This is a genomic window from Sedimentitalea sp. (assembly GCF_039973035.1).
Lineage (GTDB): Bacteria > Pseudomonadota > Alphaproteobacteria > Rhodobacterales > Rhodobacteraceae > Sedimentitalea.
In genome coordinates this window covers 1-17084 of sequence record NZ_JBDWLR010000093.1, presented here as the reverse complement: position 1 = coordinate 17084, position 17084 = coordinate 1, and the positions used below count along the sequence as shown (strand labels likewise).

Sequence of the window (17084 nt, the reverse complement as noted above, 5' to 3'; positions counted from 1 at the left end):
TGTTTGACAGGGGAATTCGCAAATGTTCTTCAAGACTCTTCTAGGCCTTGGCACCGCCATGGCCTTGGCATTGGCCGCGCCCGTGGTGGCCGAAACGACGCTGAAACTTGCCACGGATTCAGGGGCCAAAGGCTCGCCATCAGGTGATGCGCTTGATCGTTGGGCTGCGCTGATAGAGGAAAGTACTGACGGCGAAGTGCAGGTCGAAGTATTCTATCAGAACGAATTGGGTAGCCAGGCCGAGGTTCTGGATCTGCTGGTTGCCGGCGATTTGGACATGATGATCAACTGGCCGATCACTGCATATGACGAACGTCTTGGTGTGCTCTTCACCCCATATATGGTCACCAGTTGGGAAGAGGCCCTAGAAGCCTACCAGCCGGGTGGATGGGTCAACGAGGTCCTGACCGAAGTTTGGGCCGATCTTGGTGTTAAGTTCTTTGGTCCCTGGCCCGAAGGTTTCAACGGAGTTGCCTCGCGTGATAAATTCGCGATGACGCCGGAAGAGGCGAGCGCGCTCAAGATCCGCGTTCCGGCGATGTTCCCGATGGCCGAGTCGCTGCAGGCTCTGGGTTATCAAACTGCGACCATCGACTGGTCAGAGGTGTTCACCGCGATTCAAACCGGGGTCGTCGATGGGGACGGCGCAAACATCATCTACTGGGATTATGAGTATTTCCGTGATGTGCTGGACTATTACAACCAGATCAAGATGCAATTCGTTACCGGCGTCATGACGATGAATGAAGGGTCCTGGGCCTCGCTGAGCGAGGACGAGCAAAAAGCTGTCGCAGATGCGGCAGACACGGTCATGAATGAAGCCTTCGAACAGGCCAAGGAACGCGACGAGTATTACGTCCAGCAGGCCAAGGACGCTGGCATGACCTATATTGAACCGTCGGACGAACAGTTGAAGGCCATGGCCAAGACTGTGCGCGAAAAGGTCTGGCCGCAGATGGAAGACCGTGTCGGCAAAGACATCATGGATAAAATCCGGGCCAATGCCGGAGAGCTCTGACATACAAATTGGCCCCACCTCCCGTATTGGCGGGGCCATTGCACGTATACTCGACCTCGCGGCAATCATTTCGTCCTTGGTCGTGGCGGGTCTGATGGCCTTTCTTGTTGTCGCCCGCTACGTGCTTGGCCTGTCCGTTGTCGGCTTGCATGAATTGATCATGCTTGCCGCTGTTGCGCTTTATATGACCGGAGCGGTCATTGCGTCGCGCAAACGCGATCACCTGACCGTTGACTGGATCGCCGGCAACATCACCGACCCGCGACGCAAGGCAGCGCATGACCTGCTGATTGCGACGCTGACGATGATCATCACCATATTCTTTATTGTCTGGGCCTACTGGATGTTCTCCTGGGGGCTCAAGCGTCCGCAGACGACCCCGGCCTACCAGATCCCGCTGTGGGTACCGCAGATGGCCATCGGCCTCGCCGCGGTGGGGTGTTTTTGTTACGCAGTGCGCGATGTCATCGGCGCGTTCCTAAGATTGAGGCGTGCCTGAATGTATGCACTCGTCGCCCTTCCGCTTCTCATCCTCCTCATGGGGATCGGTTTGCCGGTCGCCTGGTCCTTTGCCGGGGTGTTGGCCTATCTGACCTATATCTATGACGTGAACCTTAATACATTGATGCTACAAGGTTTTCGCTCGCTAAACTCGCTGGTGCTGGTGGCGCTGCCACTTTTCATCCTAACGGGGTTCCTGATGCAGTCTGGCGGTATTGCGCAGCGCATCATTTCCTTTATCGAGCGTCTGGCGACTGGCAAGGGCGGCATGGGTTCCGCGATGGTGCTGTCATCGAGCGTCTTTGGGGCTATCGCCGGCACGGCGACCGCGGCCATCGCTTCTATCGGGTCCATCATGACGGAACCTCTGGTCGCGCGCGGGTATCCACGAGGGCGGGTTGCGGCGTTACTGGGGATATCATCACTGCTGGGAATTCTGATCCCGCCTTCGATCACCATGATCCTCTTTGCAGTGGTGACCCGTCAGTCGGTTGCGGCCTGTTTTGCGGCCACCATCGGCCCCGCGATTCTGCTGATCATTGGTCTTATCCTCTACAACCGCTTTCTGGTCGGACGCGTCTTTGAAGAGCTCCCCGCGGATGAAAGTACGGGGCCACGCGAAAGTTTCGGTAAGGTGACGCTCCATGCATTACCTGCACTATCACTGCCGATCATCATTCTTGGCGGTATTTATGGCGGCGTCTTTACTCCGACCGAAGCAGCCGCTGTCGCAGCGGTCGCGGCCTTAATTGTCGGCGGGCTGATCTATCGCGAGTTCACATGGCGCAGCTTGACCCGCAGTGTCGTACAAGCTGCTGAAACAACCGGAACGATCATCCTGATCCTGCTGTTTTCCTTCATGATTTCGCGGATTATGGCCTTTGAACGCGTGCCGCAGGATCTGACCGAGGCAATCCAATCAGTTGTAACCAGCCCGATCGGCGCGTTGTTGATCGTCAATCTGGTTTTGATCGTCGCGGGCGCATTGATGGACGACATATCCGTCACTGTTGTGATTGCTCCGTTGTTCCTGCCCCTGATGGTGGCGAATGGCGTCGATCCTGTGCATTTCGCCGCGATCGTCGGGTGCTCTGTCGTCATTGGCGCAAATAGCCCGCCGGTCGCGCCGACGCTGTTTCTGTCCTGCAAGATCACGCGGGCACCGATCATGCAGGCCGTTATGCCCGCACTCGGTCTGATGACCTTTGTCGCATTCCCGGTCATGCTGATGACAACGTTTTGGCCGGACCTGTCGCTAGCAATTCCCCGAGCGCTGGATTTGATGTAAGCGGCTCTGTCGCTAACTAAGGGCCAAGTTTTGGAATCGGGATCTGTCAGGTTTGGCACCTAGGAGTCTTGTGTACCAACGAACATCCGGTCCTTGGCGGCGGTAATATGGTGGCGCATGGTGGCTTCCGCGACTGCGGGTTGCTTGAGACGGATCGCTTCGAGCACTGCACGGTGTTCTGCCAGAACCAACTGCTGACGCCCCGGCGCATCCAGTAGCGTTAGGGATCGCGAGAGCTTTACTCCAAATGCGATCTGTTCCCCCAGAGATTCGAGAACCGACGCGAAGAATGGATTTTTCGAGGCACGCGCAATGGCAAGGTGAAGCATCTGATCGGAATCGACACCCAAGGCGTTTTGCTCATAGGTTTGCTCCATCACCTCATAGGCCTGATCCATCGCAGCGAGGTCCTCGTCGTCGCGTCGACGCGCCGCCCAAGCGGCTGCCGCGCCTTCGACGTCGATGCGGAATTCGTAACACCGTTGAACATCAGAGATCGATTCCAGCGGTACAAAGCTGATCAATTGCCGATCGGGACGGCGCAGAACATAGCTGCCAGAGCCCCGACGGGACTGGACAATTCCATCATCGCGGAGCCGGGACAGTGCCGCGCGCACGATCGGGCGGGAAACACCGAACTCTTGAGCCAAGACCTCTTCAGCAGGCAACCGGCTGTGCACCGGGTATGCTTCCTCGAGGATTTTTGCCAACAGTTGATCGTAAACCTGATCCGCCAATGTGGGGCGCCGCGTCTCTGACAACGTGATCTCCTTTGGTTCGGTACCGACCAGAACTTATGCCGGCCAAGCGCATGAGAACCCTTATAAGCCAGCAGCAGGCAGTTGTAACGGTCCGGCGTGCATGTCGTCGTTTGAAGGATGCCGTGACTATGCCGCCACGCACCTAGTGCTGTTAGCGAGGAATAGCCGTTCCCATGATGACGACCATGCCAACACGGGAACGGATTGATCTTAAGGTCTTGCTATTCGGTCACCGGCGATTTCTCTGCTGGCTTCCTGATCACGAGGAAGTAGAAAAACACCAAGGTCAACATGACAAAGAACAGGCTGTCCGGGCTGGTGATAAAGGTGGTCGGATCACCATTGGAGAGGGCCAGCGACCGACGCAGGAATTCCTCGAGATTGGGACCCAGAATGTAACCCAGCAGCATGGTGATCACCGGGAACCCGTTGCGCCGCAGATAGAAGGCGAGAATACCCATCGCCAGAGCCATGAACATCTGAAAGGTCGAAAAGGTCGCAACATAGCTTCCGACGACAGCGAGCAGAGCGATGACGCCGTAAAGCACATCCTTGCGCACCGACACAATCTTGATGAAATACGGACCGATGAGGTAGAGCGTCAGCGGGATTAGCACCACGGCGCTGAACAGAAGCGCAGCCAGCATTGGTGCGATCAGTCCGGCCTGATCTGTCATCAGCTGCGGCCCTGGCTGAATACCATTGATCACCAGAACGCCAAGCATGATGGCCGTGATCGGATCACCCGGGATGCCAAAGGTCAACATCGGCACCATCGCTCCGCCGCAGACGGCGTTGTTGGCACTTTCCGAAGCGGCGATGCCCTTCGGATTGCCCTTGCCGAATGTCTCAGGTTCGGACGAGGTGCGCACTGCTTCGGTATAGGCGAGGAAAGACCCCATGGAACCGCCGGCGCCCGGCAGGGTGCCGACGAAATACCCAATCAAGCAGGATTTGAAATAGCAGCCAAATCCAATCTTACGGATGTCTGACAATGGCGGCAGGAAATCCCTGCGTCTGATCTTGACCTTATTGGCGGCTGCAGTGATAGCGCTGAGGTCGCGCGAAGAACTGGCCTGCATGAGCACTTCTGCGATGGCAAATGTGCCAATGATGACGGGCATCAAGGCAATGCCGGCCGTCAGGTCACTGTAGCCAAATGTGAACCGGGTGACAGGCTCCATCGTGTCGAGACCGACGGTGGCCAGCATGAGTCCGATACAGGCGGCGAGACCGGCCTGTGGGATGCGGCCGCGCTGTGCGATCACGACAACGATAATAGCAAAGGCCAGAAGAGAGAACTTGCCTGTCGTTTTGACGAGCAACGAAACCTCGGCCACAAGAGGCGCAAGGGCGATCAGGAGAAGCGCTCCCACGGCCCCACCAAACATGGAACCTAGCGCCGCATGTCCCAGAGCCAGGGCGCCCTTGCCCTGCTGCTGCATGGGATAGCCGTCGAGTGCAGTCATCATCGACGACGGCGCGCCGGGAATGTTGATCGTCGTTGCCGTGATACTGCCGCCACACATGCCCGCCATGTAAATGCTGGCGCAGGCCATGAGCGCGGTTTCGACGCTGAGCGTGTAGGTCAGCGGCAGCAACAGCGCCATTGCCAGGGTCGCCGTCAAACCGGGAATTGCGGCAAAGATCGTGCCGATGATGAAGCCAAGGATCACATAGGCCAGGTTGAACGGGTCCAGCAGAAGCGAGAAGCTGCTGAAAACAAGTAAAATGAAATCCATGACTTAACCCCACAGGGTCGGGAGGCGAACCCCGAACAATTGCTGAAACATGACAAAGGCGATCACCACGATCGCGGCGGATATTGCGGCCTTCACCAGAAGCTTCTCAAAGGACGAGAAAATAACGATCAGCGCAAAGACGAAGAGGCCGGACGAGATGAAATATCCAACTGGTTTGAACGCCACGATGTAGACGAAAATGGCCGCGACAACCCACACATGGGTGTAGTTTCCCGGATCGCTCGATCGCACGTCATCGGGTTCGGAACGTAGCGCCTGAACGATGAGAATGCTGGCAAAGACGATCGCCGAGGCACCAACAGCGATGGGGAAGAAGGACGGCGTCAGTCTGCCCTCGGAAATGGGGGCGCCCAAGCTGAGAGCCGTAATGAGATAACCAACCGACACTGCAAGAGTGACGTACAGAAATAACAATTGTCTGTTCAAGAGCATCGTCTTCTCCTGCGATGTGTTTGATGGGGTGCGTCAGCACCAAGCGACTGTATGTGTCAGGTCGGAAGAAGCCGTAGGGTCAAACTTGGTCCAAACCGTCTTGCTTCACTGCAACGTATGTCGACACAACCCGTCAGGGATCGTGGACAATGGGACCTGTCTCCGATCTCTTGGACCGGAGACAGGTTTGTTCGGTGGATTACAGGTTCAGCTGATCCATGAGCGTGAACGTCTTGTTCTGCAGCTCGTCGATCCAGACATTAACGCCATCAGAACCAAGCCAATCGGCGGTCACGCCGACCTGCTTCAACCAATCCTGGAACTCTGCGGTGTCGTAGGCCGATTTGAATGCGGCTTCCAATGTTGCGATGGACTCAGCAGGCGTGTCTTTCGGTGCTGCCAGAACGATAAAGCTACCGGTTTGCAGATCAAAGCCCTTGGAACTGATCGTGGGCACATCTGTGTAGGTCTGGTTCTGCACCGAGGTCAATTCGACCACGCCTTTGGCATCGCCGGAACCGATAATGCCGCTGAAATCACCCAGGCTGGAGATTGCCGCGTCAAGTTCACCCGACAGAAGCGCTTCGGCTTCGGCGCTGGAAGACCCAGCATAGGTGATCACGTTGAAATCGACGTCCAGCAGCTGTTCGAGCTGGCTGACCGACAGATATGGACCAGACCCTTTTGGAGCCACGCCGACGCGCACTTCGCCGGGGTTGGCCTTGGCCTTTTCAACCAGTTCCTCAAAGGTGTTGATGCTCGAATGTTTGGAAACGACGATTGCATCAGCTTCGCTTGTGATGCGGGCGATGGGGGTCATGTTATCCAGCGAATAGCCGGGTACCATTTGACCACGCGGCAAGGTGATGATGCTGTCATAGGTCAGAACACCGACGGTGTGCCCATCAGGGCGCGAACCGGTCATCTGGATCAGGCCCGTCGCAGTCACGGCGCCCGCGATGTTTTCCACATAGATGGATTTCGGCAGTTCTTGCTCGGCGATGTTGCTGATCTTGCGCGAAATCGCATCCGCCCCGCCGCCAGCCGGCCACGGAACGATCAGGCGAATGTCGCGCGTGGGAAAGTCTGCAGCGGCGACCGTGGTGCCGACGATGCAGGCCCCAAGAGCCAGCACGAGTTTGCTTTTCAGGTTTGTAGATAGCATGATCATATTCCTCCAGTTCAGATGTCGTCATCCAGATAAATCTGGTTAGTTGAACGAACCGACTGGCCCGGAAAAACAGGGTGCCTCGCCAGTTCGGTTTCGAAATTTTTCCAGGATGGAAAGCGGGGAGCATCCCCGGATATTGATTGAGCGCTCTGAAGATGACCGGGTTAAATTAGCTGGCGAATTTCGCGTCGACAGCTAGTCACTTCATTGCACTTCGCAAAGCACGCAAATCAGTGCCTCTGGTGCAGTCTAGAACCCCTCCCATTTGTTACAGAGCTGTCCCCTTTCATGCCGTCAGCGCGTCAGGCGGGAAGCTCATGCAAGCTCGAATCACCATACTGCAGCAAGATTTACAAATCAACGCAATTTATTACTAATATTGAGATTTAGTCAGGCATATATCGGAAAATTGGTACTTAGTAATAACAACTTTGAGTATACCGTTCTGTTAGTTGCTGCCTAGGCATCATTCCGATGCGCTTGGAGAGCACCTAGCGCGGTCTAAAAACGGCCCGCCAAACGCGACCAGACGCGGTGGCGGGCCGATAGTGCCGATCCGGGAGAAAGTTAATCCTCCACGAGATCGGCCGGGAGGAGCGCTTCGGGGAGATCCTGATAGCACACCGGTCGCAGGAACCGGCGGATGGAGAGTGTGCCGACAGAAGTGGCGCCAAAATTGGTGCTTGCCGGGTATGGTCCCCCATGAACCATGGAATCGCAGACTTCGACACCAGTTGGAAAGCCATTGGCCAGAACGCGGCCAGCCATGCGCTCAAGCACCGGCAAAAGGGCACGAGCGAGGTCAATGTCACCATCTTGCATTTGAAGTGTTGCGGTCAATTGTCCTTTGAAGCTCTCCGCGATCTCCTTCATTTGGGCCGCGTCCTTGACGCGGATCACCAGCCCGAGCGGACCGAACACTTCTTCGGAGAGTTCTTCATTGTCCTGCCAGTCACTTGCCGATACGTCGAAAAGATACGGTGCTGCGCTCCGTCCTTCACAGTTCGTCACCAACAACGGCTTGACACCTGCGCCTTCAGACACCCGGCGGGCGCCATCACGATAAGCTTCGGCCATCCCATCGGTCAGCATGGTTTGCCCGGAAACTGCCTTGAGCCCTTCTGTGGCCGCCTTGACGAGTGCATCCGCATCCGGACCGTCGATCACGATCGCGATGCCCGGATTCGTGCAAAATTGTCCGACGCCCATCGTCAGGCTTCCAGCCCAGCCGGCACCGATGTCCGCGCCACGATCAGAGGCTGCATGCGGTAAGACAAACATAGGGTTCACACTGCCGAGTTCCCCGAAAAACGGGATCGGTTCGGGACGTGACGCACAAAGATTAAAGAGAGCGCGCCCGCCACCAAGGCTGCCGGTAAAACCAACGGCCTTGATGCGTGGATCGGTGACCAGCGCTTCGCCCACGGCGCGGTTTCCGCCCTGAACGAGGCTGAAGATGCCCGCATCCATGCCGAGTTTTTCGAGCGCCGCAGCAATAGCATCTCCGACAATTTCACTGGTGCCGGGGTGTGCGCCGTGCCCTTTGACGACCACCGGGCAACCTGCGGCAAGTGCGGCTGCAGTGTCACCTCCGGCCACTGAGAAGGCGAGCGGGAAGTTGGACGCCCCAAAGACCGCCACCGGGCCAACCGGACGCTGCATCATCCGCAGGTCGGGACGCGGAAGCGGCTGCCGCTCGGGCAGCGCCTTGTCATGTCGTCGATCCAGAAAATCTCCGGCCAGTATATGCGACGCAAAGAGTCGGAGCTGACCAGTCGTCCGGCCCCGTTCCCCCTGCAGGCGCGCTGCTGGCAAGCCGGTTTCGGCACTTCCGATCTCTGTGATCTGTTCGCCACGGGCGTCAATTTCATCCGCAATGGTTTCCAAAAGCTTGGCGCGGTCCTCGCGCGACGTGGCCGCAAAGCCAGGAGATGCCGCGTGGGCCGCCGCACAGGCCTGGGCCACCAGATCAGGAGAGCCGGCCGAGTAGTCAAAGGCCTCGCCTGTAGCGGGTGCCGAAGAAAACCACGTCTCCGAACTGACGCGTTTGCCTGCGATCAAATGATCGCCATGGGGACTAAAGGTCATGCTATCGTCCTGTCCGTTTGCGCCATGCGTCATATTTCACAAGGCTTTCTTCATCGGTCGCCGGGTAGAGGCCGATGATCCCGGCACCTTCATTCACCTGCTCCAGCACGAAGTCTTCATACGATTCCATGTTCGTGCATTCGTCGGCGATTTCATCGGCAAGGTGCGCGGGTATCACCATGACGCCATCGCCATCACCCAACATCACATCGCCGGGAAAGACCGGTGCATCGCCGCAAGAAATCGGCACGTTAATTTCAATGGCTTCGTGCAACGTGAGATTTGTGGGGGCCGATGCGCAGGCGAAATAGGCAGGTATGTCGAGCGCACCGATACCTGCCGCGTCGCGCACTCCACCGTCCGACACGACACCTGCGGCACCGCGTTGTCCCAGCCTGGTCACCAAGATAGATCCGGCTGTGGCCGCTCGGCGATCTTTGCGCGCATCCATCACGAGGACATGACCTTCAGGGCAGGTTTCTACTGCTACGCGCTGTTTGTGATCGCGATTGCGGAAAACGGTGATCGGGTTGCGGTCTTCGCGGGCGGGGATATAGCGCAACGTGAACGCCTGCCCAACCATGACGACTGGTTTCCTCTCCAGCGGAGCAACGCCCTGAACGAACTGGCCGCGCAGTCCGCGCTTGTACAGAGCCGTTGCAACAGACGCCGTGGAGACTTTCTTTAGTTTGTCCCGTGTCTCATCGGACAATATGTAATCGGTCATTGTCTCTTCCTATTGTGTGGCTTTGGCCAGCCATGGTTATCGTGATTTGATGCGCCTTCACCTCGAGAGGAACTCAGTCAACGAGCCCCGCCCCCAAACGCGCACCGCTTTTCGGGTATCCGGTTGCATCGACCTGCGTCGTCCTTGGGGCAGATCGATTGGGCTGGGCTTAAATCAACCGAGGCGTCGCCCTAAACATCGCGCGATTGCTGTCATTGCGGTCCACAGTGATGCGCCCGCTACCGAATCTCAAATGCTTACGCATCGCCCCATCCCCCTAACAAGTTGTCGAGAATCAGTATGCAAAATGTGAGTATATGTCAAGATTAGTAATAATAAATGTTGGCATTATTGAGAATTGCAATGCATATGCTGCTATCTTCAGTAATAATTATTTACATATTTTCGGTTCTGCCGGCCTTTTCTGGTTGCGCGGCCACACGCAATAGCTCTCCAATCAAGGCGCCGTGCGGCACAGTGAGCGGCTGACCCGGCTTTCATGCGCTGCATGAGGTTAAAAGATAGTTTCATGGAAAGGTGGACGGATCGCTCCCTGAGGAACCTTGTAGCGACGGTTCATGGGTTTAAGCCTCTTCGACGAGGACGGAACCTTCAGAAAGCGCCCATTGCTCGTCGGCCAACAAGTGTCACCGCACGCTGGTCTCCATAGCAGATACCTACTTCCATCACGTACAACACCCGATGTGACTCCCTTTCGCCAACTCAGCCCAAACGCAATCTCCGCGAGGAAAGAGGGCTAGTGGTTTCCAGATATTTTCGTGAAAACGCGATTTTCTTTGAACCAAATAGCGACCTGACGCGACCAACCTCTGATCAACATGGGGCAGTTGCCCCGATAGTGGACTTCTCGCAGGCGGAGCTGAACGGCCTCAATCTGCGCTCAACGAAGATCGGAGAGACGGCATGGCGGACGGGGCAACAGATGTGGTGCTGACAGATGTGCAGATGGAGTTTTTGCGCAGGTTTATTACGGGCCGAAAATTCTTTGTGCCGCGTAAGGACCGGGAAACAACCGAAGCCTACAAGAAGTTCATCAAGGTCGAGGCGGCGGCGCAGGAGTACCTTGGCAAGCTTGATCCTGCCGGACCCGACGCCACGCGGATCGCCGCGCTGCTGCGCACAGCGACGGACCAGAAGAATGCCAGCCATTTCGATCAGGCCTTTGCCACCGCGCAACAGGCGCTCGTTGACGCAGCCGAAGTAGACCGTCGCGCAAAGCGTAAGAACGCGCTCCTGCAACGCCTGAATGGCACGGCGATCCCCGATCCCGCCAGCGCCGTGTATCGCGGGTTGATGACCGACACGGTGACTAGGATCACCGCGGCGCTCGCTGGCAATCCGCCCTCGACTGAGGACATGGACGCTGCAGAGACCGATCTCACCCGCCTGAAGAATCTGCGCGCGAACGCCGAGACGGAAGTGCGCGACCGGGACCGGGATGCGCTGTTATTGAGCCAGGCCGAACGCGAGGCCCGATCGCGGCTCAATACGATAAAAGCGCAGATCGACAGGGTTGCGGAGGGTAACGGCCGAGACACGCTCGAACGCGAAGCAGCCCGTCTCGTTGAACAGATTGACGCGATGAGAGAGGCTGTGATGACCACCGACCTGGCGCCGCTCAGCAGTGACGTCGAGGAAATCGACGAGGTGCGCGCGCAACTCGATCAGCTTGCCGCAGACACGGCGACCGCGCTCAAGGACGACATGCTGGATATCGAGATCATGCGCTACCGCGCCGCATCAGAGATCGAGGCCCTTAAAAACCTTGCGGTCGCTGATCCGGAACTGAAGAATGCTGCTGCCGCCGCGCTCGATGACTTTGACAGGACATTGCAAGGCCGCACCGTCGATCAGGCCGATGTCATGCGTGCTGAACTGCGCGTCAAAGACGCACAGACCGAAGTAAACCTAAAGCGCGCCGCACGCAACGCGGCGGATCAGACGAAGCGGCAACTTGCAACGACTCTGCGGCAAGCACGTTGGGATGCCGAGAGCCCGATCATCATGCGCAAAAATGAGGCCAATGCCGCCGCGACCGATTTCTACGAGCGGAACAAGGTCATTATGGAAGATGACACCCATGATGACTATGACGCGGTTTGGGACCGCTATGAGCTTGAATTCGAGGCGCCGTACGAGGCCGCAAAAGCAGAGCTTGACGTGGAACGTCAGCGGTTGCTTGCGGATGAAACGGCGCAGTTTCGGGCGGCGGACGGAGCGCTCAATCAGACGCGCGCCGAATTGGTCACCGCCAAGTCCGACCGCGATGAAGCGCTGGAAGAACAACGATGCATCGAAGGCAAGAAACGCCTCCTTGATGCGATCGCATTCGGTCCGCTGTCCCCTGAGCGGAAGACGGCCATGTCTACGGCAGACCAAGTCGCGCTAATGCAGCTTTATAGAGTCAATCCGCAACTCGCCGACCGTGCCGCCAAGCGCGCTGCTGGCGCAGAGCATCCTGAAAGCGTGGTCTCGGTCGCGCAATGCGCGGCGGCCCGGGTAGATACGAAATTTGGTGCAACGCAAGGTTCGCTGGCGACCGATGCCGGTGCGCAGCGCTATGCAGAAGCGCTCGTGAACATGTCAGCGGGTCTGGCGCCGGATCAAGCCGTCGAGCTCGGCGCCTATTTGGACGCCGACCGCCATCTGCAGCCGGTTCCCGCAGTTCTTGCAGAGCACAGCGCTGAATACACTGGCAAGAAGCGCGTGGACCATGTGGGCAAGGCGCTTGTCGGTGACGACGGAAGGCTCGATTTTGACCAGGCGCGTGCTGCATTTCAGGACGTCACATTCCACCCCGATGCAGTGACCGCGTCGCCGTCGATGGCGCAAGTGCAGCACATGAGCGAGACGCTGGAATTTCTCGAAGGGTCAAACGATGCGCAGGACGTGATCTTTCGGATACCCGATCCACAAGGCGGCGGTGCAGCGCTGCTTGCGGGTGCAAACCGCAAACCGATGAACGAGGTGGACAAAAAGGATGCACAGGTCGCGGTCGTAACTGCGATGATGACTCCGGTCTATCAGGGACCCGTCGGGTCATGCTTTACCACGGGTCCGCTGCTCAAATTGCGCGATGACGAACCCCTGGATCTTATGCGGGGGTTCGCAAAACTCGCAACCGAAGGTGTTTTCGAGCCAATAGTGGGCGAGCCGCTGCCCGCTGTTCAGAATGTTTCGCGCGAGGAAAACGCGCTGATGCGCAGTTTCGAATACACTGCTGCCACGGCCACCGCGCGGTTGGCTGACAGCCGGGAGCGGAAGAAGGTTGGCAAAATGGTAGGGCGCGCCGCTCAGGTTCTGAGCAAGGCGTTGAAAGTAAAATTGCCAAAGGACGAACAGGACGCAGTCCATCAGCAGATGATGGATGCTGTCGATTTCCAATATCGCCAAGACGCAATAGCGGACGGCGGTGATGGTCAGTCCTCTCGCGGGCGTTTCGTCCTGACGCGCAAATCGGACGGGCGCGAAATCGACAGCCCCCTCGCGTTTGTCGCCGCTGTGGTCAAGCCTCTGGCAGATCGCAAGGGCAAGCTGAGCAAATCCGAAATGACGCGCCTGCGGAAAATCGCTGCGGACCCTAGATTTGCAGCGGCGATGACGGTTCGTGGAGAGACACCTTGGGCACTTGAGTCAGGGGGCTTTGACGACGAGGCCGCGCTTGTTCTCGAAGGCCGGGAAACGGTGCCCGAAAAAATGAATGAGCGTGTCGATCCCGCGACGCTTGACCGGGGCAACCGGGCCAAGGCACTCGTCGCCGATATCACTGGGCATATCGGTCTGACCCGGGAGACCACCGTCGGAGCCAGCACAAGCGGCGAATACAATCACGCCTTCAACCTTTTGCCCAATCATCCGACGATGACTCCGTTCTACTCGCCTGATTCAGACACGGTGGCCGAAAACGTCGAGACAAAGATGCTGGTGCCGGGCCGTCAGGCGGCAGCGACGACTATGCCTGTAGAACGGGTTGTCTATCTCTTTGACAGGGAAATGGAGGCACTGGTCGGCGGGGCCGAAGGCGACGCGCGCGATACGCTCAAACTCGCCTGGGCCGCGAACACACCGACAATAGCGATGACACCGCGCGAATTCGCCAATCACCTCGCCGCTGCGACCGATCAATGGGCCGATGATGAGGCACAGGCCGGCGCCGACCGCTGGAACGCGCGCGAGATTGCAGCCGGCAGGCAGCCTGATGCCGCCGCATTGGCCGCAGAAAAGACCAAGCGCAAGACAGGCCTCGAAGACTGGCGCGACGGCGCGCTTACCGACCGGCTGATCGCCGACTTCAAGCTGCCCCATATCGTATTGGCCGACACCAACTGGGGCAGCCCGGAAGGCCATGTCTTCTTCGCGCTCGCCCCCGATCCGTTGTCTGGCCAACCCCGTTTGTTCAGGAAAATCGACCCGCCCGGAAAGTTGATGCCAATGGAGAACGACGAAAACTGGCTTGCCGCCAAGTGGTATGCAAATCTCTAAATTGAGAAAGGAAGATTGAAATGACCGATATCCCTGAAATCTCGACCTTTGTTCACATCGAAGACGGGACGTCATTCGCAAGCTGTGGCGAGGATCGCTTTACTTCGATGACGGAGCTATTGGAGGCGTATCCTGCATTGACCGATCCGGGTAACGAAGCTGCTCTTGCGCGCCTTGTTACGCATTTTGCAAAAGGCCGGGCGTTTCGCGTGGTGAGCGAACCGGAGGCATTCGAAGCAGCTTATCGGGCCGCACTGGCAGAGGGGGATTCCACCAAACCCTGGCGCCAGGATCACCCGCGACGGGTTGACTTCGGCGTCCCCGACTTCACATCAATTGCGGCACCAAGCAGACAGGGTGACCGCCTCGTCTTTACGCTCGAAGACAGCTTTACCGGATTGCCCTACGCCGCCTCAACCAAGCTATCAGCGTTGGATCAGTTGGATGTAACGCCGTTGTCTCTGAGCCCTGTGCCGGACGGGCTAGACGGGCAGGCCGACCCACTGTCCACAACAGGGATGATCGAAACGGGTCCGGTCCCGGCCGCACCCGAAGCTGACGGAACCGCCAGCCATGAAGACCTCGCGGATCCGAAAGTGCCCGAACTGCCCGAGATCCCGCACCGTAGGAAACCTCAAGATTAAGGCCTGACTCGTAGTGTGCTTGCGTTCCAACCTAACGGGGGTTGCACGATGCCCCACTAAGAGGCGCTGTTACGCGGCTCTGGGCGGTTCTGAGCAAAGGGTTTCAGGCCCGATTTTTCTCTGCACAGTTTTTGAAGGGGCGCGAGGGACTAGAATGAGACTTATTGCACTGTGTGCGATGATCGCATGCGGATCAGCAACTACGGCTTTGGGCGAAGTTGTTCTTGAACGTGTCGCTCAAAGTGACTTCAAGTAAAATGATCCAAAATGGTCAGCCCGCTTCAAAGAGATGTATACCGAAGCGCAGGAGCAATTTATCGCGTTTCCGGAGAACCTCGTGATGGATCAATCCGATAACGAGCATTAGCCATTGCTTAACCTTGCGGACTGATATCGAGAACTAGTGCGAGTGCCATTCTTATACAAATCGCGATCCCCTGTCGTCCATGTCAGCTCACACCGCCATCAACGCTCAGGATCTGGCCGCTGATCCATCCGGCCTCCTCGGATGTGAGAAACGCGGCGGCGGCGATATCTTCTGGGGTGCCCAGCTTGCGGGTATGGATTCGCCTTATCAGCTCTGCCTGTCCGTAGGGGCCGTAAGCTTCCCATTGGCGCTGTGTGGCCGGATTGGACAAGACAAAGCCGGGCGCGATCGAGTTGACGGTAATACCGTGCTGGCCCAACTCAAGGCTTAACTGCTTGGTCAGACCCACCAATGCATGTTTGGACGCCGTGTAGGCGTGGATGCCAGTCAAACTTGGGCGCAACCCAGTACCGGAGCTTATGGTCACGATCCTGCCCCAACCGGACGCTCTCATAGCCGGAACCACAGCCTGAGCCAGATACAGCGATGCATCCACGTTCGCGGCGAAAATGCTGTGCCATTCTTCGGGAACCACCTTTTCAAGTGGCGTGCCAACCTGATTGCGCACACCACCTGCGGCGTTCACCAGAATGTCAGGCGCACCATGAGCCGAGATGATCCGATCGCGCATGCTAGTCATTGCTCTCGGATCGCCCAGATCGGCACCGATGGCTGGCAGACCGAGCCGATTTGCGGCGTCGTCCAATGCAGCCCCGGGCAAGTCACTTACGATGACGCGGGCCCTATCCTGGCACAGCCGCTTGGCAATAGCCGCGCCAATACCGCCGACAACGCCGGTAACAAGAGCAATGTGCCGCGTCATGTCAGTACCTTGGTCAACTCGTGGAAGGTCTTGGCCGAGATATCTCTGCGCCCATCTTCGATATCGTGGATCAGCTCAACAAGCCGGATAAGCGCCGGTGTGTCGATACCATGGCCTGCTGCAATATTTGCGACCGCACCGACCTGCGGGTCGGCTTCGGTCTTGCGTTTGCGCACAGCCAGATCTCGATAGATGCCGGTATGCGTCTTTGCGGTCTTAGAGTTGAAAAACGCCAGATCGGCAAGGCCTTGCAAGGCGGCGGTGTCTGCTGCACCGGGCAGAAAGGCGCGGGGTTCAAATCCGTTGAATGGCTTTGGATTGACGCCTTCAGCCACAGCTGTTTGCATCACTTCGCGGGCAAACGCAATCAAAGCCGGAGCGCGTGCCGGATCGGCAGAGTTCGCCTGCATGCTGTCGGGGGTGAGCGCGGTGGCAAACAGCATCGCGCTATAGCCGAGTTTCCCCCAGCGGTAGGCAAAGATGTCCTGTGTCAGGACAGCTTCGGGTGCGAATATCTGCAAGAGCCTGTGCATTTCGGTTGTTCGGTGTCGAGGTGAGCCATCGACTTCCCCAACCACCACGGCGCCACGGTTGCAAAACAAGATACGCCCCGGACAAATCCAATCCGCCCCATAGTTCACAAATGCACCCATGGTACGTGCAGAGCCCACACGTTCATTCAGGCCGTTCTGTGCCGACAGAACATACTTATCATCGTGCAGATCAGGCAGCAATTGCGTCATGGCCGTTTCGGTCGCATGCGCTTTGACGGCCAGTACAATACGGGAATAGCGGCCCGTCAATTGTTCAGGAGTTACGCATGGCACAACTTGCCTGAACTCTTCGACCGGCCCGCCTGAGCCTCCCCCTTTGAAGTGGTCCGCCCCTATAGTTAGGAAAGCGGAGGACCAAGAATGGCTATCAAGAGACCCAAGCCGGAAGAGATTGTCGTGAAGTTGCGGCAAGTTGAAGTTCTGATGGGGCAAGGCATGCCCCGG

The 17084-nt window shown here is 57.6% G+C and carries 13 protein-coding genes; 5 read left to right on the top strand and 8 right to left on the bottom strand.

What is annotated here, in order from left to right; all coding sequences use genetic code 11:
* Positions 1-22: 22 nt before the first annotated feature.
* The 3 genes from dctP to ABJO75_RS24630 are packed head-to-tail and all read left to right on the top strand — an operon-like array spanning position 23 to position 2807.
* Positions 23-1018, top strand: coding sequence for a TRAP transporter substrate-binding protein DctP (gene dctP, locus ABJO75_RS24640; RefSeq protein ID WP_348129078.1), 996 nt, complete (start codon positions 23-25; stop codon positions 1016-1018).
* On the top strand, positions 1002-1517 hold the full coding sequence (locus ABJO75_RS24635) for a TRAP transporter small permease (protein WP_348129076.1): 516 nt from the start codon (positions 1002-1004) through the stop codon (positions 1515-1517). Before dctP ends, ABJO75_RS24635 begins: the two co-directional genes overlap by 17 nt.
* Entirely contained in the window at positions 1518-2807 is a 1290-nt protein-coding gene (locus ABJO75_RS24630) for a TRAP transporter large permease (RefSeq protein WP_348129074.1), read from the top strand.
* Between the two features lie 59 nt (positions 2808-2866).
* Here ABJO75_RS24630 and ABJO75_RS24625 read toward each other — a convergent pair whose 3' ends face one another.
* From ABJO75_RS24625 to ABJO75_RS24600, 6 genes are all read right to left on the bottom strand, one after another.
* Positions 2867-3568 (bottom strand): FadR/GntR family transcriptional regulator, encoded by a 702-nt coding sequence (locus ABJO75_RS24625; RefSeq protein WP_348129071.1) that lies wholly within the window; start codon positions 3566-3568, stop codon positions 2867-2869.
* Positions 3569-3789: 221 nt separating this feature from the next.
* Complete coding sequence (locus ABJO75_RS24620) at positions 3790-5310, bottom strand: tripartite tricarboxylate transporter permease (protein ID WP_348129068.1); 1521 nt, start codon at positions 5308-5310, stop codon at positions 3790-3792.
* Between the two features lie 3 nt (positions 5311-5313).
* Positions 5314-5763 carry a tripartite tricarboxylate transporter TctB family protein gene (locus ABJO75_RS24615; RefSeq protein ID WP_348129065.1) on the bottom strand — a complete coding sequence of 150 codons (450 nt, stop codon included), beginning with the start codon at positions 5761-5763 and terminating at the stop codon, positions 5314-5316.
* A gap of 199 nt (positions 5764-5962) precedes the next feature.
* Positions 5963-6928: a tripartite tricarboxylate transporter substrate binding protein gene (locus tag ABJO75_RS24610; RefSeq protein WP_348129062.1), complete on the bottom strand. Its 966-nt coding sequence runs from the start codon at positions 6926-6928 to the stop codon at positions 5963-5965.
* A gap of 573 nt (positions 6929-7501) precedes the next feature.
* On the bottom strand, positions 7502-9022 hold the full coding sequence (locus ABJO75_RS24605; protein ID WP_348129059.1) for an aldehyde dehydrogenase (NADP(+)): 1521 nt from the start codon (positions 9020-9022) through the stop codon (positions 7502-7504).
* A gap of 1 nt (position 9023) precedes the next feature.
* Positions 9024-9749: a ribonuclease activity regulator RraA gene (locus ABJO75_RS24600; protein WP_348129057.1), complete on the bottom strand. Its 726-nt coding sequence runs from the start codon at positions 9747-9749 to the stop codon at positions 9024-9026.
* Positions 9750-10673: 924 nt separating this feature from the next.
* On the opposite strand from ABJO75_RS24600, the gene ABJO75_RS24595 reads away from it, so the two are divergent.
* Both ABJO75_RS24595 and ABJO75_RS24590 read left to right on the top strand, forming a co-directional pair.
* Positions 10674-14252, top strand: coding sequence for a hypothetical protein (locus tag ABJO75_RS24595; RefSeq protein WP_348129055.1), 3579 nt, complete (start codon positions 10674-10676; stop codon positions 14250-14252).
* 20 nt (positions 14253-14272) lie between these two features.
* Positions 14273-14896: a hypothetical protein gene (locus ABJO75_RS24590; RefSeq protein WP_348129052.1), complete on the top strand. Its 624-nt coding sequence runs from the start codon at positions 14273-14275 to the stop codon at positions 14894-14896.
* Positions 14897-15345: 449 nt separating this feature from the next.
* Here the strand turns inward: ABJO75_RS24590 and ABJO75_RS24585 are convergent, their stop codons facing one another.
* Positions 15346-16086 (bottom strand): SDR family NAD(P)-dependent oxidoreductase, encoded by a 741-nt coding sequence (locus ABJO75_RS24585; protein ID WP_348129049.1) that lies wholly within the window; start codon positions 16084-16086, stop codon positions 15346-15348.
* Entirely contained in the window at positions 16083-16913 is an 831-nt protein-coding gene (locus tag ABJO75_RS24580) for a ketopantoate reductase C-terminal domain-containing protein (protein WP_348129277.1), read from the bottom strand. Before ABJO75_RS24580 ends, ABJO75_RS24585 begins: the two co-directional genes overlap by 4 nt.
* Between the last annotated feature and the right edge of the window lie 171 nt (positions 16914-17084).